Raw genomic sequence first — 22,830 nt, 5'->3', positions numbered from 1 at the left:
CTTAAAACGTAAAGGTGGCGCGCGTCAGCGGCCGAGCAGCTTCTTGATGCGCTTGACGTCGGCCTTGGCCACCTCGACCGTGCCGGTCAACCGGCGGGTACGGGTGGAAGACTTACCTTCCAACAGGTGGCGCTTGCCGGCCTGCTCGGCCACGATCTTGCCACGGCCGGTCACCTTGACCCGCTTGCCCATACCCGTGTGGCTCTTCATCTTCGGCATGTGGAACGTCTTCTCCCCTGTTACTCGCCGCTGGTGTCGGCGGCGAGGCCGGTGTTACCGGCTGCTGCGGTCTCGCTGACCGCCGCGGTCTCATCGGCTGCCGGAGCGGCGGACTCGTCCGCTGCCCGGTCCCGAGGCCCACCGCGGGACGCCGTAGCGGCAACCGCGGAGGCCTTGACGGCCCGGTGCGGAGCGAGAACCATGATCATGTTTCGGCCGTCCTGCTTGGGAGCGGCCTCGACGTATCCCAGGTCCGTGATCTCGGATTCGAGCCGGCGCAGGAGCCGGTAACCCAGCTCCGGGCGGCTCTGCTCGCGACCGCGGAACATGATCGTCACCTTGACCTTGTCGCCCGCCTTGAGGAACCGCACCACGTGACCCTTCTTGGTCTCGTAGTCGTGCGGGTCGATCTTCGGCCGAAGCTTCATTTCCTTGATGACGGTCTGCTGCTGGTTACGCCGCGCTTCGCGCGCCTTGAGTGCGCTCTCATACTTGAACTTGCCGAAGTCCATGAGCTTGCACACCGGCGGGCGCGCCATCGGCGCAACCTCGACCAGGTCCAGATCGACGTCCGCGGCCAGCTGAAGGGCGCGCTCCAGCGGGACGATGCCCACCTGCTCACCCTCGGGGCCGACCAGTCGGACCTCACGTGCCCGGATCTGCTCGTTCACGCGTGGTTCGACGCTGATGGGGCCTCCTCGAGTCGTTTCTGCTCAGGTGCCGACCCCCGCGGCTCCCAGGTGGGAACCGACCTGGAAAGCAGAAGGCCCCGGCGCATGCCAGGGCCCGCTCGACCGGTCAGCACGATCACAGGATCGCGCATCCGACGCCGGGACGTGCCCGGAACCGGTGACCGGACCCGGCCACCGTAGCGGCGACTCGGGTGGGAGCAGGCGCTCCGCTTTCAAGGCTGCCTGCTCGCATGCGGAGACAGCCTGGTCGACTTGATAACACTACACCCGCGCCCCGACCGCCCCCAAACCGGGCACACCCATCCCACGCTGGGCCTCCTCGGGGTGCCCCGACGGACGCGGCGGGGCCGGCGGCCCGGTGGGGTCAAGATCCGAGCATCTGCACCGAAAGCGCTGCCTCGGGGCGGGCTGAGGCGGCAGTTTCGGTGCTGTTGCTCAGATCTTGGAGCGCGGGGATGTGCGGTGGCCGCGCGCGGGCCGGCCGAAGAGGCGGGGTGGTCGGGGTCAGTGACGCGTGGCGCGCTCGGCGAGCTGGGCCTGGTGGGCCTGGTGCAGTCGGCGCAGCGCGCGGACCCCGTCGACGGCGAACTCCTTGTCGGCGGCCTGCAGGGCGATCATCGGCAGCAGGTCGTCGTCGTGCAGCTCCAGGCTGGCCCACGGCGCGCCCCGGTCGAAGCGGACACCCCGGACGACCTCCCAGGGCAGCTCGTAGGAGCTGATGACGTTACGGACCCGGATGCTCCGCGCGTCCGCCTCCACCCGAGGACGGGTGAACAGCAGGAAGCCGAGGGCACCGAAGACGCCGAGGCCGATCATGGCGATCTGGTCACCGCGTTGGAAGCTGCCGTAGCCATCGCCGGTCGGGCCACTCAGCGACGTGGCGACCAGAGCGAACACCACCACCAGGGCAGCCGCTGCCGACCAGCAGACCACGCGGATGCGGCGGGGCTTCAGGCGGACCAGCTCGGTTTCACTCACCCCACCAGTCTGCCACCCACACCGACCCGCCAAACGCACCACCCGCCGAGCCAGCACCCCGAGCTGACCCCAGGCCGGCACGGCCGTCGGAGGTTCCGCGCTTCCGCCCCGCGCCAGCACGACAGATCCGCTCGGGCTTCAGAAAACGGGGGTGTCCCTGACGCGCGGACACCCCCGTTCTCACGAAACCGAGTTGATCAAGCGGGATGCGGTCAGAGGCGGCAGGCGTGGATGTTGGTAACGAGGATGGCGCGGGCGCCCAGCTCGTACAGCTCGTCCATGATGCGGTGGACGTCGTCGCGGAGCACCATCGCCTGCACCGCCACCCACCCCTCGCGGTGTAGCGGCGACACGGTGGGCGACTCGATGCCCGGGGTGAGCCCGCTGGCCCGTTCCAGCAGACCGGCCGGCACGTCGTAGGCGAGCATCACGTAGCGGCGGGCGACCAGCACACCGTGCAGGCGGCGCAGCAGCTGCTCGGCCTGCGGGTGCGCCGGGGCGTCGGCGCGGCGGACCAGCACCGCCGACGAGCGCAGCAGCGGCTCGCCGAAGACCGTCAGGCCCGCCTGACGCAGGGTGGCGCCGGTCTCCACCACGTCCGCGATCACGTCGGCGACGCCGAGGCGTACGGCGTTCTCCACCGCGCCGTCGAGGCGGATCACGTCGGCCTTGACGCCCGCCTCGCCGAGGTGCCGCTCGACCAGCCCCGGGTACGCGGTGGCGATCCGGTGCCCGCCCAACTCCTGCACCGAGGCGATGTCGTCGGGGCGGGCGGCGAAGCGGAAGGTGGCCTGCCCGAAGGCGAGGTCGACGACCTCCTCGGCCGGCGCCGCCGAGTCGATCAGCAGGTCCCGGCCGGTGATCCCGAGGTCGAGGTCACCGGACCCGACGTAGGTGGCGATGTCCTTGGGGCGCAGGTAGAAGAATTCGACGTCGTTGGCCTCGTCGCGACAGACGAGGTCCTTGGGGTCGGTGCGCTGGCGGTAGCCCGCCTCGCGCAGCATCTGAGCGGCCGGTTCGGCCAGGGTGCCCTTGTTGGGAATGGCGACACGCAGCATGACGGGAGTGCTCCTTCGATCCGGATGGCGATCAACGGGTGGGGATGCACTCACAGATGTCGGTAGACGTCCTTGAGGTCGAGACCACTGGCGAGCATGAGCACCTGGACCTGGTAGAGCAGTTGGGAGATCTCCTCGGCGGTGCGCTCCGGCCCCTCGTGCTCGGCGGCCATCCACGACTCGGCCGCCTCCTCGACGACCTTCTTGCCGATGAAGTGCACGCCCCTTTCCAGGGCGGCGACGGTGCCCGAGCCCGGGGTGCCGGCGGCGGCCTTGGCCTGCAGCTCGGCGAACAACTCCTCGAACGTCTTCACGGGAGACGATTCTTCCAGCCGCCGGGGCGACGCCCCGCGTCCGGGTCCGCCGAAATCCAGCAAGCGGACAATTCCCTATCGACATGGGGGGACAAAGCCCCAAGCAGACCGGTCGATACCTCTACGCTGTCGGCCATGGCCAGCAGCTCACGTCTCCTCGCGCTCACCCTCGCCGGTGCCGCCGTCGTCGCCGCCGTCGGATGCGCGCCCCAGAAGGAGCTACCAACCCCCACTGTCACCACGGGGCTGTCCTGCGCCAAGGACAGCCTGCCCACGCGTACGCCGGGCAAGCTCACCATCGCCACCGACCAGCCCGCGTACGAGCCGTGGTTCGCCAAGGACAAGCCGGACAGCGGCGAGGGCTTCGAATCCGCAGTCGCGTACGCGGTGGCCGAGAAGCTCGGCTACGCCCGCGCCGACGTCACGTGGACCCGGGTCAAGTTCGACACCGCGATCGCACCGGGGCCGAAGGACTTCGACTTCGACATCAACCAGTTCTCCATCACCGAGGAGCGTAAGCGGGCTGTCGACTTCTCCGCACCGTACTACCTGGTCCGGCAGACCGTGATCGCGTTGAAGTCCTCGAAGATCGCCGGCAAGAAGTCGCTGGCCGACCTTCGCGACGCCAAGCTCGGCGCCCAGGTCGGCACCACCAGCTACCAGGCGATCACCGACGTGCTCAAGCCGACCAGGGAGCCACAGGTCTACAACAGCAACGACGACGCCAAGAAGGCCCTGCAGAACGGGCAGATCGACGGTCTGGTGGTGGACCTGCCGACCGCGTTCTACATCACCGGCGCGGAGCTCACCGACGCGACGGTCGTCGGGCAGGTGCCGCAGGTGGGCTCGCCCGAGGCCTTCGGGCTGCTGCTGGACAAGAACTCGCCGCTGACCAAGTGCGTGACCGGTGCGGTCGGTCAGCTCACCGAGGCGGGCACGCTGAAGCAGTTGGAGCAGAAGTGGCTGGCGCAGGTGGCGGGGGCGGCCGAGCTGCGGTGACCCTGCTCGATCACGTCCCGTCCGAGGCGCAGCGGCGGCGCTCGGCGTACCGGAATCGGCAGACCGTCTACAGCGTGCTGGTCGCGGCCTGCTCCACGGCGGCTCTCGGCACGCTGCTCGTCGTCGCGGTGACCGGCGCGCCCGGCTGGGAGCGGGTCCGGCGGTCGTTCCTGGACCCGGCGATCGCCGCCGACGCGCTGCCGGCGGTGCTGAGCGGGCTCTGGCTCAACGTCCGGCTGCTGGTCTGCTGTGCGGTCGGCGCGCTGCTGCTCGGGCTGGTGATCGCGGTGTTGCGGACGCTGCGCGGCCCGGTCTTCTTCCCGGTCCGGGCGCTGGCCGCCGGCTACACCTACACCTTCCGCGGCCTGCCGCTGATCATCGTGCTGTACCTGCTCACCCTCGGCGTGCCGGGCCTGCGGTTGCAGGGCATGCCGCCGGTGCTGGTGCTGGGTGGGATCGCGTTGGTCCTCACCTACGGCGGTTACCTCGCCGAGGTGTTCCGGGCCGGCATCGAGTCGGTGCATCCCAGCCAACTCGCGGCGGCCCGCTCGTTGGGCCTGACCTACCGGCAGACGATGCGGCACGTGGTCCTGCCGCAGGCCGTCCGCCGGGTGGCGCCGCCGCTGCTCAACGACGTGGTGGCGTTGCAGAAGGACGTCGGGCTGGTCTCCCTCGCGGGACCGATCGACGCGGTCCGCGCCGCGCAGATCGCCACCGCCCAGACCTTCAACTACACGCCGTACGTGGTGGCGGGCGTGCTCTTCGTGTTGCTCGCGATCCCGCTGATCGCGGTCACCGACTGGGTGACGCTGCGCGCGGCCCGCCGACAGTCGGGAGGCTGACCATGGCTCTGCTGCGCTGCCGGGGCCTGCGCAAGGAGTTCGCCGGTCAGGTCGTGCTCGACCAACTCGACCTGACGGTGGCCGAGCACCAGGTGGTGGCCCTGATCGGCGCGTCCGGGTCGGGCAAGTCGACGCTGCTGCGCTGCGTGAACCTGCTGGACGATCTCGACGACGGCACCATCGAGTTGGACGGGGAGGACATCTCCGACCCCCGGGTGGACCCGGACCAGGTCCGGCGGCGGATCGGCATGGTGTTCCAGGCGTACAACCTCTTTCCGCACCTGAGCGTCCTGGACAACATCACCCTCGCGCCGCGGCGCGTACACCGGCGGGGTCGGGCGGAGGCGGAGGCGCAGGCCCGGGAATTGCTCGACCGGGTGGGGCTCGGCGCCCGGGCGGACGCCTACCCGGACCGGCTCTCCGGTGGGCAACAGCAACGGGTGGCGATCGTCCGGGCGCTGGCCAACTCACCGCGACTGATGCTGCTCGACGAGGTCACCTCCGCGCTGGACCCGGAACTCGTCGGTGAGGTGCTGGCGATGATCCGGGACCTGAAGGCCGACGGCATGACCATGGTGCTGGCCACCCACGAGATGGGCTTCGCCCGGGAGGTCGCCGACCAGGTCTGCTTCCTCGACGCCGGGCGGGTCGTCGAGAGCGGCCCACCGGAGCAGGTGCTCGGCGAGCCGACCCAGCCCCGCACCCGGCAGTTCCTCCACCGGATCATCGAGGCCGGCCGGCTCTGAAGGCGAGCCTGCAGAGCCGGCCGGAGGCGGCAGAAACGGCAGCCGACCGCGCCGACAGCGGCGTCAGCCGCCGAAGCCGACCCGCTGGGCGTTGCCCGCCGCCACCGCGCGCACGGCCAGCGCGGCGTCGAGCGCGGCCACCGTGGCGGCCCAGCCCTTGTCCTCGGCCGAGCCGGGCAGCCCGGCCCGGTCGCGGGCCTGCTCGATGGTCTCCACCGTCAGCACCCCGTGCGCCACCGGCTTGCCCTCGTCCAACGCCACCCGGGTCAACCCGTCGGTGACCGAGCGGCACACGTAGTCGAAGTGGGCGGTCGAGCCGCGCACCACCACGCCGAGAGCGACCACCACGTCACAGCGGCGCGCGAGGGCCTGGGCCACCACCGGTAGCTCGACCGAGCCGGCGACCCGGGCCACGACGGAACGGGCGCCGCACGCCTCGGCGGCGGCCACCGCCCGCTCCAGCATGTGGTCGGTCAGATCACCGTGCCACCGGGCGGCGACGACCCCGACGGTCAGCCCCGCGGCGTCCACCGCGTCGACTCCCGGCTCCCCGAAACCCGCCATCGTCATGCTCCGATCTCGTCGTTGGCGACCAGGCGCCCCAACGGCGCCTCGGACACCTCGTCCAACTCGCCCAGCAGGTGACCCATCCGGTCCCGCTTGGTGCGCAGGTAGCGCAGGTTCTCCGGGTGCGCGCCGACCGGCAGACCCTCCCGGCCGGTGATGGTCAACCCGTACCCCTCCAGCCCGGCGCGCTTGGCCGGGTTGTTGGTCAACAGTCGCATCGAGCGCACGCCCAGGTCGTAGAGGATCTGGGCGCCGGTGCCGTAGTCGCGGGCGTCGGCCGGCAGGCCCAGGTCCAGGTTGGCGTCGACGGTGTCGCGGCCGGAGTCCTGCAACTGGTACGCCTGCAACTTGTGCAGCAGCCCGATGCCGCGCCCCTCGTGGCCACGAACGTAGAGGACCACGCCCCGGCCCTCGCGGGCGACCCGGGCCAGCGCGGCGTCCAACTGCGGGCCGCAGTCGCAGCGCAGCGAGCCGAACACGTCCCCGGTCAGGCACTCCGAGTGCACCCGCACCAGCACGTCCTGGCCGTCGCCGAGGTCACCCAGCACCATGGCGACGTGTTCGGCCGGGTCGTGCGCCGCGCGGTAGCCGAGCGCCCGGAACACCCCGTGCCGGGTGGGCATCCGGGCTTCCGCGACCAGTTCGACCTGCTTCTCGGTACGCCGCCGGTAGGCGATCAGGTCGGCGATGGTGATCAGCGTGAGGCCGTGCTCGGCGGAGAACTTCTCCAGGTCCGGCAGCCGCATCATGGTGCCGTCGTCGTTGACCAGCTCGCAGAGCACACCCGCCGGGCGCAGCCCGGCCAGCCGGGTCAGGTCGATCCCCGCCTCGGTGTGCCCGGGGCGCCGCAGCACCCCGCCCTCGCGGGCGCGCAACGGCACCACGTGCCCGGGCCGGGCCAGGTCGGTCGAGTCGGTCGCCGCGCCGGCGAGCAGCCGGCTGGTGTGTGCCCGGTCGGCCGCCGAGATGCCGGTGCCGATCCCCTCCCGGGCGTCCACGGTAACCGTGTACGCGGTGCCGCGCCGGTCCTGGTTGGTGTGGTGCATCGGCGGCAGGTCGAGCCGGTCGGCCTCGCTCTCGGTCACCGCCACGCAGACGTACCCGGAGGTGTAGCGCACCATGAACGCCATCAGCTCCGGCGTGGCCAACTCGGCCGCGAAGATCAGGTCGCCCTCGTTCTCCCGGTCCGCGTCGTCGACCACGACGACCGGCCGCCCGGCCGCGATCTCCGCGATAGCCTGCTCAATATCTCCAAAACTGGTCACGCCACAGCCTCCGTGTAGATGGGCGTACGGGCGGGGGCCGGTCGGGTGGCGCGCGAGGTGCGCCACCAGGCGGCGAAGCCCCAGACGCAGATGGCGCCGTAGACCAGGTACATGGCCGCCGACGGATAGAAGCCGCCGCGCAGCAACAGCGGCACGCCGACCGCGTCCACCGCGATCCAGAGCAGCCAGAACTCCACCCAGCCGCGGGCCATGCCGTACGTGGCCAGCAGGCTGCCGGTGAGGATCCAGGCATCGGGCAGCGGGCCCCACGAGCCCAGGGCCTTGAGCACCGGGTACGCGGCGGCGGTGCCGACCGCGGCGGCCAGCAGCATGACCAGCCGCTCCCGCCCGGTGGCCCAGCGCGGAACGACCGCCGCCTGACCGGCGTCGGCGCGACGGTTGCGCCGCCACCGCCACCAGCCGTAGACGCTGACCGCGAAGAAGAACACCTGCCGGCCGGCCTGCCCGTACAGGTCGTGCTCCTGCGGGGTGGCGAACACCCCGCCGAGGAACACGGTGAACAGCAGCGCGTTGCCGATCATCCCGACCGGCCACGCCCAGACCAGCCGGCGCAGCCCGAGCAGCGCGGAGAACAGCCCGAACGCGTTGCCGACGATCTCCCGGGCCAGCACCGGCGAGCCGGCCACCTGCACCTGGGCGTCCAGCAGCCAACCGAGCGGGCCCATCAGGCCACCCCGCCCGTGCTCGAGGCCACCCCGGTGCCGTCGGTGCCGGTGAGCCGGTCGCCGAGCAACCGCTCGACGTACTTGGCCACCACGTCGACCTCCAGGTTGACCGGGTCGCCGACGCCCTTGGCGCCGAGCGTGGTCAGCTTGAGCGTGGTCGGGATCAACCCGACGGCGAACTCGTCCGCACCCACCTCGGCCACGGTCAGCGAGACCCCGTCGATGGTGATCGAGCCCTTCTCCACCACGTACCGGGACAGCGCGGCGGGCAGCCGGAACCGGACGGTTTCCCACTGCTCGGCCGGCTCCCGGGAGAGCAGCTCGCCGACACCGTCGACGTGGCCCTGCACCAGGTGCCCGCCGAGCCGGCTGCCGAGGGCGGCGGCCCGCTCCAGGTTGACCGGGTCGCCGGGGCGCAGCGCGCCCAGCGCGGAACGGCGCAGCGTCTCCCCCATCACGTCGGCGGTGAAGACACCGTCGGTGGCCTCCACGACGGTCAGGCAGACGCCGTTGACCGCGATGGAGTCGCCGTGCCGGGCGTCGGACGTGACGAGCGGACCGCGTACGGCGACAAGTGCGGAATCGCCCGCGGTCGCCGTCACCCGGACGATCTCGCCCAACTCCTCGATAATGCCGGTGAACATGTCAGCCCTCCCTTTTGCGGGGCAAAGCGGTGATCCGGAGATCCGGACCGATCTGCGTAACGTCGACGAACTCCAGATCGATGGCCTCGGCGATGGTGGTCACTCCCGCGTCGACCAGGGCGGTCGGGCCGGCGCCGAGCAACCGGGGCGCGACGTAGGAGACGATCTTGTCGACCAGGCCGGCCTTCAGGAACGCACCGGCCAGCCGGGGGCCGCCCTCCAGCAGCACCGCGCGGACCCCGCGCTGGTGCAGCGCCGCGAGCAGCGCCGACAGGTCGACCCGGCCGTCCGGGTCGGCGCCGACCTCGTCGGCCGTCGCGATCCACGTCCGCGCGGCGCCGTCGCGGACCCGGGCGTCAGCCGGGGTACGCCCCGAGCTGTCCACGACCACCCGCAGCGGCTGCCGGATGGCCAGGCTGCCGTCGCGCAGGTTGCGGGCGGTCAGCCGGGGGTCGTCGGCGAGCACGGTACCCACCCCGGCGAGCACCGCGTCGACGGTGCCGCGCAGGGCGTGCACGTCGATCCGGGCCGCCTCCGAGGTGATCCACATGCTGGTGCCGTCCGCCGCGGCGGAGCGCCCGTCGAGCGTGGCGGCGTACTTCCAGATCACGTACGGCCGGCCGCGGCGCATCGAGGTCAGCCAGGCGACGTTGCCGGCCTCGGCCTCCTCGCCGCGTACCCCCAGGTCGACCCGGACCCCGGCGGCGCGCAGCGTGGCGGCGCCGCCGGACGCGACCGGGTTGGGGTCGGGCACGGCGATGACCACCCGGGCGACCCCGGCCTGGACGAGCGCGGAACTGCAGGGGCCGGTGCGGCCGGTGTGGTCGCACGGTTCCAGAGTGACGACCGCGGTGCCGCCCTTGGCCCGCTGCCCGGCCTGCGCCAGGGCGACGATCTCGGCGTGCGGCCCGCCGGTGTACGCGTGGAAGCCCTCGCCCACGACCTGGCCGTCCTCGTCGAGCAGCACGCAGCCGACCACCGGGTTGGGACTGGTGGTGCCGAGCCCGCGTGCCGCCAATTCGATCGCACGCCGCATCGCCTCGTCGACGGAGACGCTGGCCATCGCCCTGCCCTGCCCTCTCACTCGCCGGTCCGCGCGCGGGCGGTCAGGGAGGCGGTGGCCATGGGGCCACGGGCAGGCGGCGGCGGATCCCGGGAACGGCGCGAGCCGCCCGCGGATTCCGGGAACGGCACAGCCGCCCCCGGAGGGTCGGCACGGCACGCTGAAGCCAGCGGCCGGCTCGAACCCGTCCGTCCCGCGCGCTGTCTCCCATCCGGACTGTCTGGGGGCGGACGAACCGCTCCCAACCGTCGGCCCCGGATTTTCACCAGGTCCACCGGGCGGCGTGAGCCGTCCGGGTCGCGGGCTGACCACGGTTGGACCGTGGATCACCGCCGGTTCGGAATTTCACCGAGTCCCGCCAGCGCGTGGTGGGTACAGGGCAGTCTTACACGCCGACGGGGGTGCGTCGCCACCCCGGCGAGCTACTTCACAGCGTCGTCATGCTCACGTGACACCACGGCGCCGGTCCACGGCGACGTACGACCCCGGTTGGCTCTTGGCCACCGTCTTCATCTCCGAGGCCACCGCGATCGCCTCCAGGGGGTCGGTGAACCGCTTGCCGTCGTCGGAGAGGGACACCCCGATGGAGAGCGTGACCAGGGCGGCGCGCCGGATGGTGCCGCGCCGGTCCTTCAGCTCGACGAAGCCGCGCTCACGGTCGGTCGCGTCGTAGAGCGTGTCGGCGGACTTCTCGAAGTCGACGACCGCACGGGACGTCAGGGGGCGGACCTGGTCCGGGGCGCAGACGATGACGAAGTCGTCGCCGCCGACGTGGCCGAGGAAGGCCGGCGGCAGCCCCACCGCCACCACCGCCCGGTGCAGGCTGCGGGCCAGCGCGGAGATGAAGTCGTCACCGCGGACGAAACCGTAGCGGTCGTTGACGCTCTTGAACCGGTCGATGTCGATGTAGCCGACCGCGTAGTCCACACCGTGGCGGACCCGGTCGCTGATCTCCCGCCGGATCCGGCTGTTGCCAGGCAGCCCGGTCAGCGGGGAGACCTCCCGGAACTCCTTGTTGCGGCGCAGCGTCGACGAGACCCGGGCCACCAGCTCGGCGGTGTCGAACGGCTTGACCAGGTAGTCGTCCGCGCCGGCGCTGAGCCCGTGCACCTTGTCGACGGTCATCCCCTTGGCCGTCAGCATGATCACCGGCAGGGCGGAGGTCATCGGGTCCGCGCGCAGCCGCCGGGTCAGCTCCAGCCCGTCGATGCGGGGCATCATGAGATCGACCACCGCCAGGTCCGGTCGCTGCCGCTCGATGACCTCGAGGGCCTCCTGCCCGTCGCTGGCGTGGATCACCTCGAAGCCGTGCAGCCGCAGGTTGAACTCGACGAAACGAGCGATGTCCTCGTCGTCGTCGACGACGAGGATGACGTCCTTGTGGTCGCCCTCGGGATCCACCTCAGACCTCGCGAGCCGCGCGTTCCGCCAGTGCCCGCAGGTGCCGTACCGCCTCCGCCGGGTCGGCCGCGCCGTACACGGCGGTGCCGGCCACGAACGCGTCGGCGCCGGCGGCGGCCGCCTGCTCGATGGTGTCCGCGGCGATCCCGCCGTCCACCTCGATGCGCAGCTCCAGGTGCCCGGCCGAGACGTGCCGGCGGGCGGCACGCACCTTGTCCAGCAGTTGGGGAATGAACCGCTGCCCGCCGAAACCGGCCTTGATCGTCATGATCAGCAGGGTGTCGAAGCTGGGCAGCAGGTCCAGGTACGGCTCGATCGGGGTGTCCCGGTCGATGGCCAGGCCAGCCTTCGCGCCGGCCGAGCGCAGGTCCTTGGCCAGCGCCACCGGGTCGTCGGACGCCTCCGCGTGGAAGGTGACGTTGTACGCCCCGGCGTCGGCGTAGCCGGGAGCCCACCGGCGCGGATCCTCGATCATCAGGTGCACGTCGAACGGCATCGCGGTGACCGCACGCAGGCTCTGCACCACCGGCAGACCGATGGTCAGGTTCGGCACGAAATGGTTGTCCATCACGTCGACGTGCAACCAGTCCGCGGCGTCCTCGACGGCACGGACCTCTTCGGCGAGGTGGGCGAAATCGGCGGCCAGGATGCTCGGCGCGACGATCGGCGGCGGTACGGTCACGGGGCCAGTGTACGAATGTGGCCACCCATCATCCGCATCGCGGCACCAACTCCGACGCGTTGTGATGCGACAGTGACCGGTGGTGCAGAATTGGTCGCTCCGGACTGCCGAATCCGGACGAACAGACATGAGTGGCTGGCCGATCGACGGAAACGCGACGACACTCCAAGCGGGACGGTGCCGAACGGGGCACGCCCGGCGGGGTCTCGCCGCGGGACGCGGTGACCGGCCGTCAGCTCCCGGAAGGGCGGACGATGCGACGGTGGCTCCCAGCGCTGGTGCTGGCCGGCGTCACGATGATGCTGCTGGCGGGCTGCGCGCCGGCCCGGGGCGCGGACGGTGATCTCACCGACGACTGGCCGGCACTGCGGGACCCGACGCCGTTCACCCCCGCCACCGACACCTGCCTGCCCCGGATCACCGCGGTCGTGCAGGCCAGCACCTACGAGACAGTGGACTGCGCGCGCAACCACCTGGCCGAGGCCATCCACGTCGGCGCCTTCGTCGGGCCCGACGCGCTGACCGAGACCCGACCCGAACCGGGGTCGTCGGCGCTGCGCACGGCCCGCGCCGAGTGCGACCAACGGGCCCGGGAGGTGCTCGGCGGCGACTGGCACACGGCCCGGCTCACGCTGTCCCTCGCGCTGCCGTCGGCACCGGCCTGGGCCGGCGGTGCGCGGTGGTTCCGCTGCGACCTCAGCGAGACCGGCAGCATCGACAACACCCGCCCGGTGAACCGCACCGGCAGCCTGCGCGGGGCGTTGATCGGCGACAACCCGCTGACCCACGGGTGCTTCGACCCCAAGCTGATCGGCGACAACCTCAACTACATGGCGCCGGTGCTCTGCACCGAGCCACACCGCGCCGAGTTCGTGGGCGTCTACCAGGAACAGGACGCCGACTGGGCGACGTTCGCCCGCTCCGCCGCGCGGTCGCACCAACGCTGCATGGAGTTGATCGCCGAGTACGCCGCCGTGCCGAACGACAAGGACCTGCCGTACCGGGCCGGTTCCATCTACTACCCGCCGTCGCAACGGGAGTGGGAGGAGGGTGACCGTGGGGTGCGCTGCTTCCTGTGGAGCGACGACCGCAAACTCACCCGCTCGATGCGCGGCGCCGGCCCCGCGGGACTGCCCGCCGCCTAAGGCCGGTTTCACAAGGGCGGTCGTGCCGAGGCGGAGTCCGGGCGGCGACCCGGCAAGGCGCGGTTTCGTCCGGATACAACACCGGCATCCGGACGAAACCGCAACGTCGCCGGTCGTCGTCCGGGCCCGCCGCAGGCCGGCCAGTTCCTATGAAACAGGCCTTAGGGCCTGTGCCGTATGCTGCTGCGCCGTGGCGCTACCGACCGGCTGGGTCCGGCCGGAGGCCACAGTGGCGGGAGGTCAGGGATGCGACGGTGGTTGGCGGTGTACGCCGGGGGTGCGGCCCTGGCCCTGGTGCTGGCCGGGTGTAGCGCACCCGCCGGAATCGACAGGGACCTCGTCGACGACTGGCCGGCGCCGGTCGCCGCGCAGCAGTTCGTGCCCGCCGCCGACGTCTGCCACCTGACCGCTCAGCAGGTCGGCTTCCTGACCGGCTACAACCCGACGGCGTGCACCGAGTCGCACCTGGTGGAGACGATGCATGTCGGCACGCTCACCGGAGCGAACGCCGAGCCGGGCACTCCCCCGCAGCCCGGCTCGGCCGGCATGCGGGCCGCGCACGCCGCGTGCGGCACGGTGGTCAACAAGGCGGTGGGCGCCGACTGGCGTTCCGGGCGGCTCGGCCTGAGCGTCGTGCTGCCGTCACCGCAGGCCTGGGCGGGCGGGGCCCGGTGGTACCGCTGCGACGTCAGCGAGATCGCCAGCATCGACGACACCACTGTCGGCCTGCGCACCGGCAGCCTGAAGGGTGCGCTGTCGGGCGCGGCGCCGCTGGCGTACCGCTGCTTCAACCCCAAGCTGGTCAAGGACGACATCGACGAGATGCTGCCGGTCTCCTGCACGGCCAAGCACCACGCCGAGTTCGTCGGGGTCTGGCAGGTCCCGGAGATCAGCTACAGCGCGTTTGCCCGCAGTGTGCCGAAGGCCCACCGGGCCTGCCAGACGATGATCGCCAAGTACGCCAAGGTGCCGGACAACTCCCAGCTCGAGTTCCGCGCCGGCACGATCTTCTACCAGCCGTACGAGGAGGAGTGGCGCAACGGCAACCGCGGCGTGCAGTGCTTCCTCTGGATCTCCGACCGGAACCTGACCCGCTCGATGCGCAACGCCGGCACCAAGGGGCTCCCGGTCACCTGAGCGCTCCCGCGTCCGGCCGGTCGGGTGACCGGCCGGAGCGGTTCGTCAGCCTCGGCGCAGGACGGCGAGGAACATCGCGTCGGTGCCGTGGCGGTGCGGCCAGAGCTGCACCGTCGGCCCGTCGCCCAGACCGGGCATGCCGGCCGGCAGCAGCGGCCGGGCGTCCACGAAGTCCACCGCGACACCACTGCGGCGGGCCGCCTCGGTCACCGTCACGTGCGTCTCGACGGTGTGCGGCGAGCAGGTGACGTAGGCGACCAGACCACCCGGGCGGACCGCCCGCAACGCCGCACCCAGCAACTCCCGTTGCAGCCGGGTCAGCGGCGGCAGGTCGGACGGTTGGCGGCGCCACCGCGACTCCGGTCGGCGCCGCAACGAGCCCAGCCCGGTGCACGGGGCGTCCACCAGCACCCGGTCGAAGTGCTGCTCCGGCAGCTTCGGGTCGGCGCCCACGTCGCGGCCGTCCATCGCCAGCACGGCCACCGGCAGGTCACGGGTCGCCAGGGACACCAGCCGGGCGCGGTGTTCGGCCACCTCCACCGCGGTCACCCGCGCACCACGCTGCGCGGCCAGCGCGCCGAGCAGGCCGGCCTTGCCGCCGGGGCCGGCGCACAGGTCCAGCCAACGCCCGTCCGGGCCGTCCAGTGGCGCGTTGGTGAGTGCCGCGGCGACCAGCTGGGAGCCCTCGTCCTGGACGTGGGCACGGCCGTCGACCACCGCCGGGATGTCGCCCGGCGCGCCGCCGGGCAGATAGACGGCGTACGGCGAGAAGGCGCCGGGCGCCCCGCCGACCTGGTCGGCCAGCTCGATCGGGTCGATCAGCCCCGGCCGCGCGCACAGGTGCACCGGCGGGCGCTCGTTGTCCTCGATCAGCAGGCGGGCGGTCTCACCCAGGTCGCCACCGAGGGCCTCGGAGAAGGCCCGCACGATCCACTGCGGGTGGCTGTACGCCAGTGCCAGGTGCCCGACGGGGTCGGTCTCCATCGGTGGGGCGAGCTTCGCCACCCAGGCGTCCGCGTCCCGGGTCGACACCTCGCGCAGCACCGCGTTGGCGAAGCCGGTGGCGCCGGGCGCGACCGAACGGACCAGGTCGACGGTCGACGACACCGCGGCGTGCGCCGGCACCCGGGTGTGCAACAGCTGGTACGCCCCGAGGCGCAGCGCGTCGCGGACCGGTGGGTCGATCCGGGCCACGTCCCGGCCGGCGGCGTCGGTCAGGATCACGTCCAACGTGCCCAGGTTGCGCAGGGTGCCGTAGGTCAGCTCGGTGGCGAAGGCCGCGTCCCGGCCGAACAGCCCCTCGTCGCGCAGGATGGTGGGCAGCACCAGGTTGGCGAACGCGTCGTCGCGGTGCACGGCGGCGACCGCCTCGTACGCCGCGCGGCGCGGTCGATCCAGTGGTGGCCGGACCGGACGGCGGTCTCCGCCACGACCGGTCGGCGGGCCGGAGCGTGTCGGGCAGGTGCCCTCCGGGGCCGTCACGCGAAGTCCTCGCCGGTGCCGACCCGGACGCCGCGCGCCCAGTCGGTCGCGCCCATGGCCCGTTTGCCGGCGGCACGCACCTCACCGAGGCGCACCGGCACGGTCGCCGTGCCGGCCAACACCCGCGACTTCTCCACAAGCAACTCCCCCGGCTTCAACTCGGGGCCGTCGGGCACCGGCACCACCGGGCCGAGCTTCACCCGCTCGCCCCGCAACGTGGTCCACGCACCCGGCGCGGGCGTGCAGGCCCGGATCCGCCGGTCGACGGCGAAGGCCGGGTCACCCCAGCGCACCCGGGCGTCGTCCACGGTCAACTTCGGCGCCAGCGACACCCCGTCGGCGGGCTGCGGCTCGGCCCGGGCGGTGCCGTCGGCGATCGCGTCGAGCACCGCCACCAGCAGCCCGGCACCGGAGTCGGCGAGCCGTTCCAGCAGGTCACCGGAGGTGTCGCCGGCCCGGATCTCGTCGGTGAGGGTGCCGAAGACCGGGCCGGTGTCCAGGCCCTCCTCCAACTGGAAGACGCTGGCTCCGGTCAACTCGTCACCGTGCAGCACGGCATGCTGCACGGGCGCGGCGCCGCGCCACGCGGGCAGCAGCGAGAAGTGCAGGTTGATCCAGCCGTGCCGGGGGATCTCCAGGGCCGCCGGTGGCACCAGCGCGCCGTAGGCGACCACCGGCACGCAGTCCGGTGCGAGCGCCCGCAGCCGGTCGAGGAACTCGGGGTCGCGGGGGCGGGCCGGCGTGAGCACCTCGACGCCCTGCGCGTCGGCCCACTCGCCGACCGGGGAACGGGACAGGCCACGCCCTCGCCCGGCGGGCGCGTCGGGCCGGGTGACCACGGCGAGCAGGTCGTGCCCGGAGGCGGCGACGGCGGCCAGGGCGGGAACGGCGACGGCCGGCGTACCGGCGAAGACCACTCGCATCGGGGTCACCGACCCAGCCCGAAGGGGTCGCTGATGTGCGGGCTCAGCTTGACCGTCGGTGGGGCCGCCGCGTCGTACCAGTCGGCCTGGCGGATCGCCTTCATGGCGTCCTTGCGCCCCTGGGCGTCGAGCCGGTCGAGGAAGAGCACCCCGTCGAGGTGGTCGGTCTCGTGCTGGACGCACCGCGCCATCAGGCCGGTGCCGACGATCTGCATCGGGTCGCCGAACGAGCTGAAGCCCTTGGCGATGACGTTCTGCCGACGCTTGGTGTCGAAGTAGAGCCCGGGGATCGACAGGCAGCCCTCCGGGCCCTCCTGCTCCTCCTCGTCGGGAAACTCGAGCACGGGGTTGACCAGGTGCCCGAGCACGTCGTCGACGTCGAAGGTGAACACCCGCAGACTCACGCCGAGCTGCGGCGCGGCCAGGCCGGCGCCGTTCTGCTCACGCATCGTGTCGGTGAGGTCGGCGACGAGCCGACGCAGCTCGGCGTCGAAGTCGACCACCGGATCGGCCGGCGTGCGCAGCACCGGATCCCCAAAAAGACGGATGGGCTGGACGGTCACGCGGGAAGGCTCCTTCGACAGGTGGGACGGGCCGTGCCGTACCAGTCTACGGAGTGCCCGGCCGCGCGCTGGCCGGCGTACCTCGATCGGCCACCGCCGGTGTGCCAAGCGTCACCGACCGGCCGCCGAGCGCGCCCGGCGGCGGCGCCTCGCCGCCGTCCGAGCAGCTCGCGGGCGACCGTCAGCCCCGCGCCGAGCACCCGTCTGCCGCCCGGCCCAGCAGGTGACGGACCCGCTCGACATCGGGGTGGCCGAGGTCGTCGAGGATGCCCAGGGCCCGCCGCCAGGTCCGTACGGCGCCGGCCGTGTCCCCCGCCGCCTGCCGGCTCTCGCCGAGCCGGGACAGGGTGTCCGCCTCGTCGTAGCGGTCGCTGATCCGCCGGTACAACCCCAGTGCCCGCTGGTAGCAGCGAATCGCCTGGCGGTGGTTACCGAGCTGGGCGTGGATGAAGCCGAGGCTGTCCCAGGTGTTCGCCTCACCGTGCCGGTCCCCGGTCGGGCGCAGCAGCGCCAACGCCTGCCGGCAGTGCACCAGCGCGGGCCCGTACTGGCCGAGCTGGGCGTGCGCCCAGCCCACCGCGTTGCGGGCGCTGGCCTCCCCGGCCGCGTGGCCGGCGGCCCGGTACAGCGCGAGAGCCCGCTGACCGTGCTCCAGCGCCTCGGCGTACCGGCCGAGCCCGTCGAACATCGCACCGAACGCCCGGTGGGTCCGCGCCTGCCCGGTGTGGTCACCCAACGCCTCGAAGATCAGCAGGGACTGGCGGTAGTTCTTCGCCGCCTCGTCCACCCGGCCCAGCCGGGAGAGCACCCGGGCCAGGTCGCGGTGGGCGTTCGCCTGCCCGAGTCGGTCGCCCGCCCGCCGCGCCCCGGCCAGGGCGGCCCGCTGGGCGACGGCCAGATCCGTCCACCGCCCCCGGCGTTGCAGGAAGTCCACGAGTGTCCAGGCCAACTGCCAGGCATGGCCGTCGAACCCGGCACGTCTGGCGTGGGTGACCGCCGCCAGCAGCACCGGGTACTCGACGGTGAACCAGGTGAGTGCCTGACCGTGGTTGGTGATCTCCTCGGGCAGCACACCCGGCGGAGCGGCGGCCAGGGTGACCGGGTCGCGACCCGGCTGCAGCAGCAGCGCCGCCGCGTGCGCGGTGTGCAGGTAGTGATCCAGCCCACGCCGAATCGCGGCCCGCCGGGCCTCCGGCGGCTCCAGACGTTCCGCCTGCTCCGCCGCGTACGCCCGGAGCAGGTCGTGCGCGCCGAACCGGCCGGGGGCATGCTCGGTGACCAGGTGGGCGTGGGCCAGCTCCGCCAGCAGACGAGGCAGCTGCCCCCGGGGCAGCCCGGCGAGGCTGGCCGCCGCCGCCACCCCGATCTCCGGCCCCGGATGGCAGCCGAACAGCCGGAACAGGCGTGCCGCCGCGGGCGTCAGGCTCCGGTACGACCAGGAGAAGACCGCCTGCACGTCGGTGCCGGTGTCACCGCAGTCGAACGAGTCCAGCGGGTGGGGCGCCTCGCGCAGCTCGTCGGCGAGGGTGGCCAGGGGGAAGGTGGGATCGCCCGCACCCCGGGCGGCGAGCACGGCCAGCGCCAGCGGCAGCCGCGCACACCGCTCGATCATCTCGTCCACCGCCCGCGGTTCGGCCGCCAACCGGTCCCCGCCGAGTCGCCGGGCCAGCAGTTGCCAGGCCTCGTCGGTGCTGAGCAGGCCGACGTTGATCGGCCGGGCGCCGTCGGCGGCGATCAGGCCGGCGAGCCGGTTGCGGCTGGTGACCAGGACCAGGCAGCTCGGGCTGCCGACCAGCAGGGGGCGGACCTGGTCGATGTCGCGGGCGTTGTCGAGCAGCACCAGCATCCGGCGGCCGGCGAGCAGGCTGCGATAGAGGCCCACCTGCGCGGGCAGGTGGGTGGGGATCCGTTCCGGCGGCACCTCAAGGGCCTCCAGGAAGCCTCGTACCGCCTCGACGGCCGTCACCACCACTCCGGAGGCGTCGAACCCGCGCAGGTCGACGTAGAGCTGCCCGTCCGGGAAACGGTCGGCGACCCGGTGCGCCCAGTGCACCGCCAGTGTCGTCTTGCCGACCCCGGCCGTGCCGGACAGCGTCAGGACGGTGCCCGGCGCCAGGTCGCCGTCCCCGGACCCGGCGGAGTCGGCGCAGGCGGCATCGAGCTGGGCGAGCTGGGCGGCACGGCCGACGAAGCCCGGCAGCGCCGGGGGCAGTTGCCGGGGCACCGGGAAGCGGGCCGACGCCGCGGCGGGGCGCGGGCCGCCGGCCCTGGCGCGGACGGCCCCGGCGCTCGCCCGCCCGGTGGTGGCGTGGTCCCGGTTCGGGCTCCGACGGCGCTCCTCGATCCGGTCCCGTGCCGTGGCCAGCACTCCCTGCTCGGCGGGAGTTGCCCCGAGCAGCCGGATGAGGGCGTCGAACCGCTCCGGCGGCGGCAGGATGTTGCCGGCGAAATACTCCCCGATGATCCCGCGCGACCAGCCGGTCTTCGCGGCCAACTGCCGGTACGTCAGCTGGGTCTCGCCCTGCTGCCGGGCCTCCCGACGGCGCAACTGGCGCAGCAACCCGGCCAGCTCCGGCAGTGTCTGCGCCTCGGCGCCGCCGCGAGCCACCTCGAACGCCCCGGGCGATTCCTGCGCCGCCTGTCGAACGGGAGGTACCCGTTGGTCGGACATGCGGCTCCCACCCCCCCGTGCACCCAGCCGCCCCGGATGCGCAGGGGCAGGCTAATTCCGCCCGCGCGCCGTTCGATAGCCGAGCGCCGATGTCTGACAGTTCCACGGTGGAGCGTGGACCGTCCGGCGGTGTCCGGCGGTGTCCGGTGGTGTCCAGTGCCGTCCAGGATCCGGCTCGCGGCGCCGACGTCACATGCCACCGTCCTGGTGCGGGTTCGACCCGCTCCATCACCCCTGGGGGAAGAGGTACCTGATGATCCGTCCACATCTGACCGCCCGGCGGTCCCCGTCGCTGCTGCGGCGCGCCGCCGTCGCCGCGTTCGGCCTCACGCTGCTCGTCGCGGGCGTGACCGCCGCACCGGCCACCGCCGCACCCGGAGGCAAGGCCGCCACCACCGGTTCGTTCGTCGACAGCACTCCGGTGCCCGGCGGCTTCACCTCCTGGTCGGAGCTGCTCCGGCTGCAGGAGCGCATGAACACCGCCGCCGCGCGGATCACGAAGGTCGCCGAACGCAGCGCGAACTCCGGCTTCGCCGGAATCGTCGCCGATCCCACCACACGACAGCTCCAGGTCTACTGGAAGGGCGAGCCGCCGGCCCACCTGGTGGCCACCACCCGGGCCACCGTCGCGACGAAGGTGCTGCCCGCCCCGTACTCACAGCGGGAACTCGTCGCCGCGGCCGACCGGCTGCTGGCCAAGGTCGGCAACCAGATCACCACGGTCGGGCCGCGCGCCGACGGCGCCGGCCTGCTCGTCGGCACCCAGGACGGTCTGCTCGGCGCGACGGCACTCGCCGGTGTCCCGGTGACCGTGCAGACCGGCGTCGCCGCCGCGCCGGCCACCCGATGGGACGACTCGCCGCCGTGGTGGGGTGGCGCCGCGTGGCGCAACACCGCCACCGGCGGTGGCTGCTCGACCGGCTTCGGTGTCTACCAGGGCGGGGTGACGCGGGTGCTCTCCGCCGCGCACTGCGCCAACCTGAACGTCCTGGCGACCGACCCGACCGGGCAGACGATCGGCACCGTCGGCACCCGCAACGTCAGCACCGACACCCTGCTGCTCAACGGCAGCGGGGGCGGCCGGGTCTTCAACAACAGCACCGACGCGGCCGGCGCGGTGGTCAGTGAGTTCAACAACCAGGTGATCGGCGCGTCGGCCAGCCAGGTCGGCAACTGGGTCTGCACCTCCGGCGCGTACTCCGGGACCCGCTGCTCGATCCAGGTGAAGGCCCGCAACCTGTGCATCAACGTGCGCAACTTCGGCACGGTCTGCGGTCAGGTGCAGGCCGAGAACACCACCCACACCAACGCCGTCGGTCAGGGTGACAGCGGCGGCCCGGTGGAGATCGTGAACGCGGCGAACACCCTCCAGGTCTGGGCGACCGGAACCAACACCGCCATCGACGACACCAACACCTCGGTGGCCTGCACCGGCTACGTCCCCACCGGTCGGGTCTGCGCCTGGCGGTTCTACTACGAGGACATCCTCTCCGGCATGGCCGGCGTCGGCGCCTCCGGCGTGGTCCTCGGCTGAGGCATCGCCTGAACGCAACGACCGAAGCTGAGGCGTCGCCTCGGCGCAACAGGTGGCCGGGCCGGCGCGCATCCCGCGTGCCGGCCCGGCCCACCGCTGGGCTCAGGCGCTGGCGGCCGGGTCCCCGGCGAGCACCGCGTCACCGCGCAGCAGGGCGGGCTCGGGCAGCGGCAGCTGGATCTTGTGGGCCGCCTCCCAGTCGTAGATCAGGCCGGGGCGGACCTGGGCGGCGAAGTAGTCGATCGCCGTCATGCCACCCACCACCGGCTCGTCGACCTCGGCGACCAGTTGGGCGGGGACCAGCGAGAAGCCGTTCTGCAGGGCGGCGCTGAGCCGGCGGTGACCGTCGACGACGAAGAAGTACTCGCCGGTGAACCCGATCTTCAGCGGTTCGAGGGCCTCGTCACCGGCCTCGGCCACGTCGCCGACGAAGTCGGTGTCCCACAGACCCCGCAGGGTGGCGATGTCCTCGGTCGGGTAGACGCGGGCCGGGTCCAGCAGCAGCAGCGGCGGCCCGTCGCGCAGCACCTCGGCACCGAGCGTGCCCTCGTACGCGGCCACGATGTGCTCGATCACCTCGGCCGCCGAGGCACGGGTGGTGTCACAGATCAGGTCGTAGTTGCGCAGGCGGGCCTTGTCCACCCCGTACCGGACGATGAACCTGCTGCGCTCGCTCGCGCTGCGTTCCCGGAGCTTGGCCTTGGCCTCCTCCAGGGAGGCGTAGCTCTCCGCCGGCCCGGACGGGCGGGCGAGCACCCGGCGGGCCGCCTCGCCCGGCTCGGTGATCATGTGAACCTTGAGCGCGTCGGTGAAGAAGTGCCACGCCAGCCGGGAGTCCATGACGAGGGGCTCACCGGTGGCGGCGATGTCCCGCTGGAGCTGGTCGACGTAGCCGTCGACGGCCTGGTCGAGCTCGGCGTGCAGGTTGAGCTGCAGAGCGGTCATCTGCCGCTGCTGCGCCATCTCCCGATAGAGGTCACCCACACTGACCCGCCGCATGCCGAGCCGCTTGGCGATCTCGACCGACACGGTGCTCTTGCCGCTGCCGAGGTCGCCGTTGAAGACGATCGATTGTCCAACGGTCACGACTGGTCCACCCCTGATCACCGGCTCAAAGACATCATCGACATCGCGTCCGACCGACGCGTTCCCGCCCTCGTCGCGCCATCCCGCGCGGCCCCAGCTCGGCGGCTGTGACGCTCCGTTGCGACCCGGAGCC

At 72.5% G+C, this 22,830-nt stretch carries 23 protein-coding genes; 6 read left to right on the top strand and 17 right to left on the bottom strand.

Features of this window, described 5'->3' with window-relative positions; translation table 11 throughout:
* Positions 1-24: 24 nt before the first annotated feature.
* The 5 genes from rpmI to AB0B14_RS09185 all read right to left on the bottom strand — a co-directional run bounded on the left by rpmI (position 25) and on the right by AB0B14_RS09185 (position 3,261).
* Positions 25-219, bottom strand: coding sequence for a 50S ribosomal protein L35 (rpmI, locus tag AB0B14_RS09205; RefSeq protein WP_110566082.1), 195 nt, complete (start codon positions 217-219; stop codon positions 25-27).
* 20 nt (positions 220-239) lie between these two features.
* Positions 240-890, bottom strand: a complete 651-nt coding sequence (gene infC / locus AB0B14_RS09200; RefSeq protein WP_357069388.1) for a translation initiation factor IF-3 — start codon at positions 888-890, stop codon at positions 240-242.
* 525 nt (positions 891-1,415) lie between these two features.
* Positions 1,416-1,889, bottom strand: coding sequence for a PH domain-containing protein (locus AB0B14_RS09195; RefSeq protein ID WP_357069386.1), 474 nt, complete (start codon positions 1,887-1,889; stop codon positions 1,416-1,418).
* A gap of 212 nt (positions 1,890-2,101) precedes the next feature.
* Positions 2,102-2,947: an ATP phosphoribosyltransferase gene (gene hisG, locus AB0B14_RS09190; RefSeq protein ID WP_357069384.1), complete on the bottom strand. Its 846-nt coding sequence runs from the start codon at positions 2,945-2,947 to the stop codon at positions 2,102-2,104.
* A gap of 50 nt (positions 2,948-2,997) precedes the next feature.
* Positions 2,998-3,261 (bottom strand): phosphoribosyl-ATP diphosphatase, encoded by a 264-nt coding sequence (locus tag AB0B14_RS09185; protein ID WP_357069382.1) that lies wholly within the window; start codon positions 3,259-3,261, stop codon positions 2,998-3,000.
* 135 nt (positions 3,262-3,396) lie between these two features.
* Here AB0B14_RS09185 and AB0B14_RS09180 point away from each other — a divergent pair, with 135 nt between their 5' ends.
* Genes AB0B14_RS09180 through AB0B14_RS09170 form a run of 3 tightly spaced genes read left to right on the top strand, consistent with a single transcriptional unit; the run spans position 3,397 to position 5,848 of the window.
* Positions 3,397-4,260: an ABC transporter substrate-binding protein gene (locus AB0B14_RS09180; RefSeq protein ID WP_357069380.1), complete on the top strand. Its 864-nt coding sequence runs from the start codon at positions 3,397-3,399 to the stop codon at positions 4,258-4,260.
* Positions 4,257-5,102 (top strand): amino acid ABC transporter permease, encoded by an 846-nt coding sequence (locus AB0B14_RS09175; RefSeq protein WP_357069378.1) that lies wholly within the window; start codon positions 4,257-4,259, stop codon positions 5,100-5,102. The genes AB0B14_RS09180 and AB0B14_RS09175 overlap by 4 nt, the downstream gene beginning before the upstream one ends.
* A gap of 2 nt (positions 5,103-5,104) precedes the next feature.
* Positions 5,105-5,848 (top strand): amino acid ABC transporter ATP-binding protein, encoded by a 744-nt coding sequence (locus AB0B14_RS09170; protein WP_357069376.1) that lies wholly within the window; start codon positions 5,105-5,107, stop codon positions 5,846-5,848.
* A gap of 63 nt (positions 5,849-5,911) precedes the next feature.
* On the opposite strand, the gene ribH is transcribed toward AB0B14_RS09170, so the two are convergent.
* The 7 genes from ribH to rpe all read right to left on the bottom strand — a co-directional run bounded on the left by ribH (position 5,912) and on the right by rpe (position 12,156).
* On the bottom strand, positions 5,912-6,412 hold the full coding sequence (gene ribH, locus AB0B14_RS09165) for a 6,7-dimethyl-8-ribityllumazine synthase (protein WP_357069460.1): 501 nt from the start codon (positions 6,410-6,412) through the stop codon (positions 5,912-5,914).
* Positions 6,413-6,414: 2 nt separating this feature from the next.
* Positions 6,415-7,680 carry a bifunctional 3,4-dihydroxy-2-butanone-4-phosphate synthase/GTP cyclohydrolase II gene (locus tag AB0B14_RS09160; protein ID WP_357069374.1) on the bottom strand — a complete coding sequence of 422 codons (1,266 nt, stop codon included), beginning with the start codon at positions 7,678-7,680 and terminating at the stop codon, positions 6,415-6,417.
* On the bottom strand, positions 7,677-8,366 hold the full coding sequence (gene pnuC, locus AB0B14_RS09155; RefSeq protein ID WP_357522079.1) for a nicotinamide riboside transporter PnuC: 690 nt from the start codon (positions 8,364-8,366) through the stop codon (positions 7,677-7,679). The genes AB0B14_RS09160 and pnuC overlap by 4 nt, the downstream gene beginning before the upstream one ends.
* Positions 8,366-9,010 carry a riboflavin synthase gene (locus AB0B14_RS09150; RefSeq protein ID WP_357069370.1) on the bottom strand — a complete coding sequence of 215 codons (645 nt, stop codon included), beginning with the start codon at positions 9,008-9,010 and terminating at the stop codon, positions 8,366-8,368. Before AB0B14_RS09150 ends, pnuC begins: the two co-directional genes overlap by 1 nt.
* 1 nt (position 9,011) lies before the next feature.
* Positions 9,012-10,073, bottom strand: a complete 1,062-nt coding sequence (gene ribD, locus AB0B14_RS09145; protein WP_357069368.1) for a bifunctional diaminohydroxyphosphoribosylaminopyrimidine deaminase/5-amino-6-(5-phosphoribosylamino)uracil reductase RibD — start codon at positions 10,071-10,073, stop codon at positions 9,012-9,014.
* A 444-nt stretch (positions 10,074-10,517) separates the two neighbouring features.
* On the bottom strand, positions 10,518-11,474 hold the full coding sequence (locus AB0B14_RS09140; protein ID WP_357069366.1) for a response regulator: 957 nt from the start codon (positions 11,472-11,474) through the stop codon (positions 10,518-10,520).
* A gap of 1 nt (position 11,475) precedes the next feature.
* Positions 11,476-12,156: a ribulose-phosphate 3-epimerase gene (gene rpe / locus AB0B14_RS09135; protein ID WP_357069364.1), complete on the bottom strand. Its 681-nt coding sequence runs from the start codon at positions 12,154-12,156 to the stop codon at positions 11,476-11,478.
* Between the two features lie 254 nt (positions 12,157-12,410).
* Between rpe and AB0B14_RS09130 the strand changes: the two genes are divergently transcribed.
* Both AB0B14_RS09130 and AB0B14_RS09125 read left to right on the top strand, forming a co-directional pair.
* Positions 12,411-13,301 (top strand): septum formation family protein, encoded by an 891-nt coding sequence (locus AB0B14_RS09130; RefSeq protein WP_357069362.1) that lies wholly within the window; start codon positions 12,411-12,413, stop codon positions 13,299-13,301.
* 246 nt (positions 13,302-13,547) lie between these two features.
* The gene (locus tag AB0B14_RS09125; protein WP_357522077.1) at positions 13,548-14,438 is read left to right on the top strand and encodes a septum formation family protein; all 891 of its coding nucleotides are present in this window, start codon (positions 13,548-13,550) and stop codon (positions 14,436-14,438) included.
* Positions 14,439-14,483: 45 nt separating this feature from the next.
* Here AB0B14_RS09125 and AB0B14_RS09120 read toward each other — a convergent pair whose 3' ends face one another.
* The 4 genes from AB0B14_RS09120 to AB0B14_RS09105 form a co-directional block, all read right to left on the bottom strand.
* Positions 14,484-15,962: a transcription antitermination factor NusB gene (locus AB0B14_RS09120; protein WP_357522110.1), complete on the bottom strand. Its 1,479-nt coding sequence runs from the start codon at positions 15,960-15,962 to the stop codon at positions 14,484-14,486.
* Positions 15,917-16,843 carry a methionyl-tRNA formyltransferase gene (gene fmt / locus AB0B14_RS09115; RefSeq protein WP_357069456.1) on the bottom strand — a complete coding sequence of 309 codons (927 nt, stop codon included), beginning with the start codon at positions 16,841-16,843 and terminating at the stop codon, positions 15,917-15,919. Before fmt ends, AB0B14_RS09120 begins: the two co-directional genes overlap by 46 nt.
* A 5-nt stretch (positions 16,844-16,848) precedes the next feature.
* On the bottom strand, positions 16,849-17,406 hold the full coding sequence (gene def / locus AB0B14_RS09110; protein ID WP_357069358.1) for a peptide deformylase: 558 nt from the start codon (positions 17,404-17,406) through the stop codon (positions 16,849-16,851).
* A 181-nt stretch (positions 17,407-17,587) separates the two neighbouring features.
* Entirely contained in the window at positions 17,588-20,077 is a 2,490-nt protein-coding gene (locus AB0B14_RS09105; RefSeq protein WP_357069356.1) for a tetratricopeptide repeat protein, read from the bottom strand.
* Positions 20,078-20,330: 253 nt separating this feature from the next.
* Here AB0B14_RS09105 and AB0B14_RS09100 point away from each other — a divergent pair, with 253 nt between their 5' ends.
* A complete protein-coding gene (locus AB0B14_RS09100) occupies positions 20,331-21,611 on the top strand; it encodes a hypothetical protein (RefSeq protein WP_357069354.1) in 1,281 nt (426 codons plus the stop codon).
* 102 nt (positions 21,612-21,713) lie between these two features.
* Here AB0B14_RS09100 and AB0B14_RS09095 read toward each other — a convergent pair whose 3' ends face one another.
* Complete coding sequence (locus AB0B14_RS09095; RefSeq protein WP_357069352.1) at positions 21,714-22,697, bottom strand: AAA family ATPase; 984 nt, start codon at positions 22,695-22,697, stop codon at positions 21,714-21,716.
* Between the last annotated feature and the right edge of the window lie 133 nt (positions 22,698-22,830).

Source organism: Micromonospora sp. NPDC049171, assembly GCF_040648275.1.
In the GTDB taxonomy this organism is placed as follows: domain Bacteria; phylum Actinomycetota; class Actinomycetes; order Mycobacteriales; family Micromonosporaceae; genus Micromonospora.
This window is presented reverse-complemented; position numbering and strand designations above follow the sequence as displayed.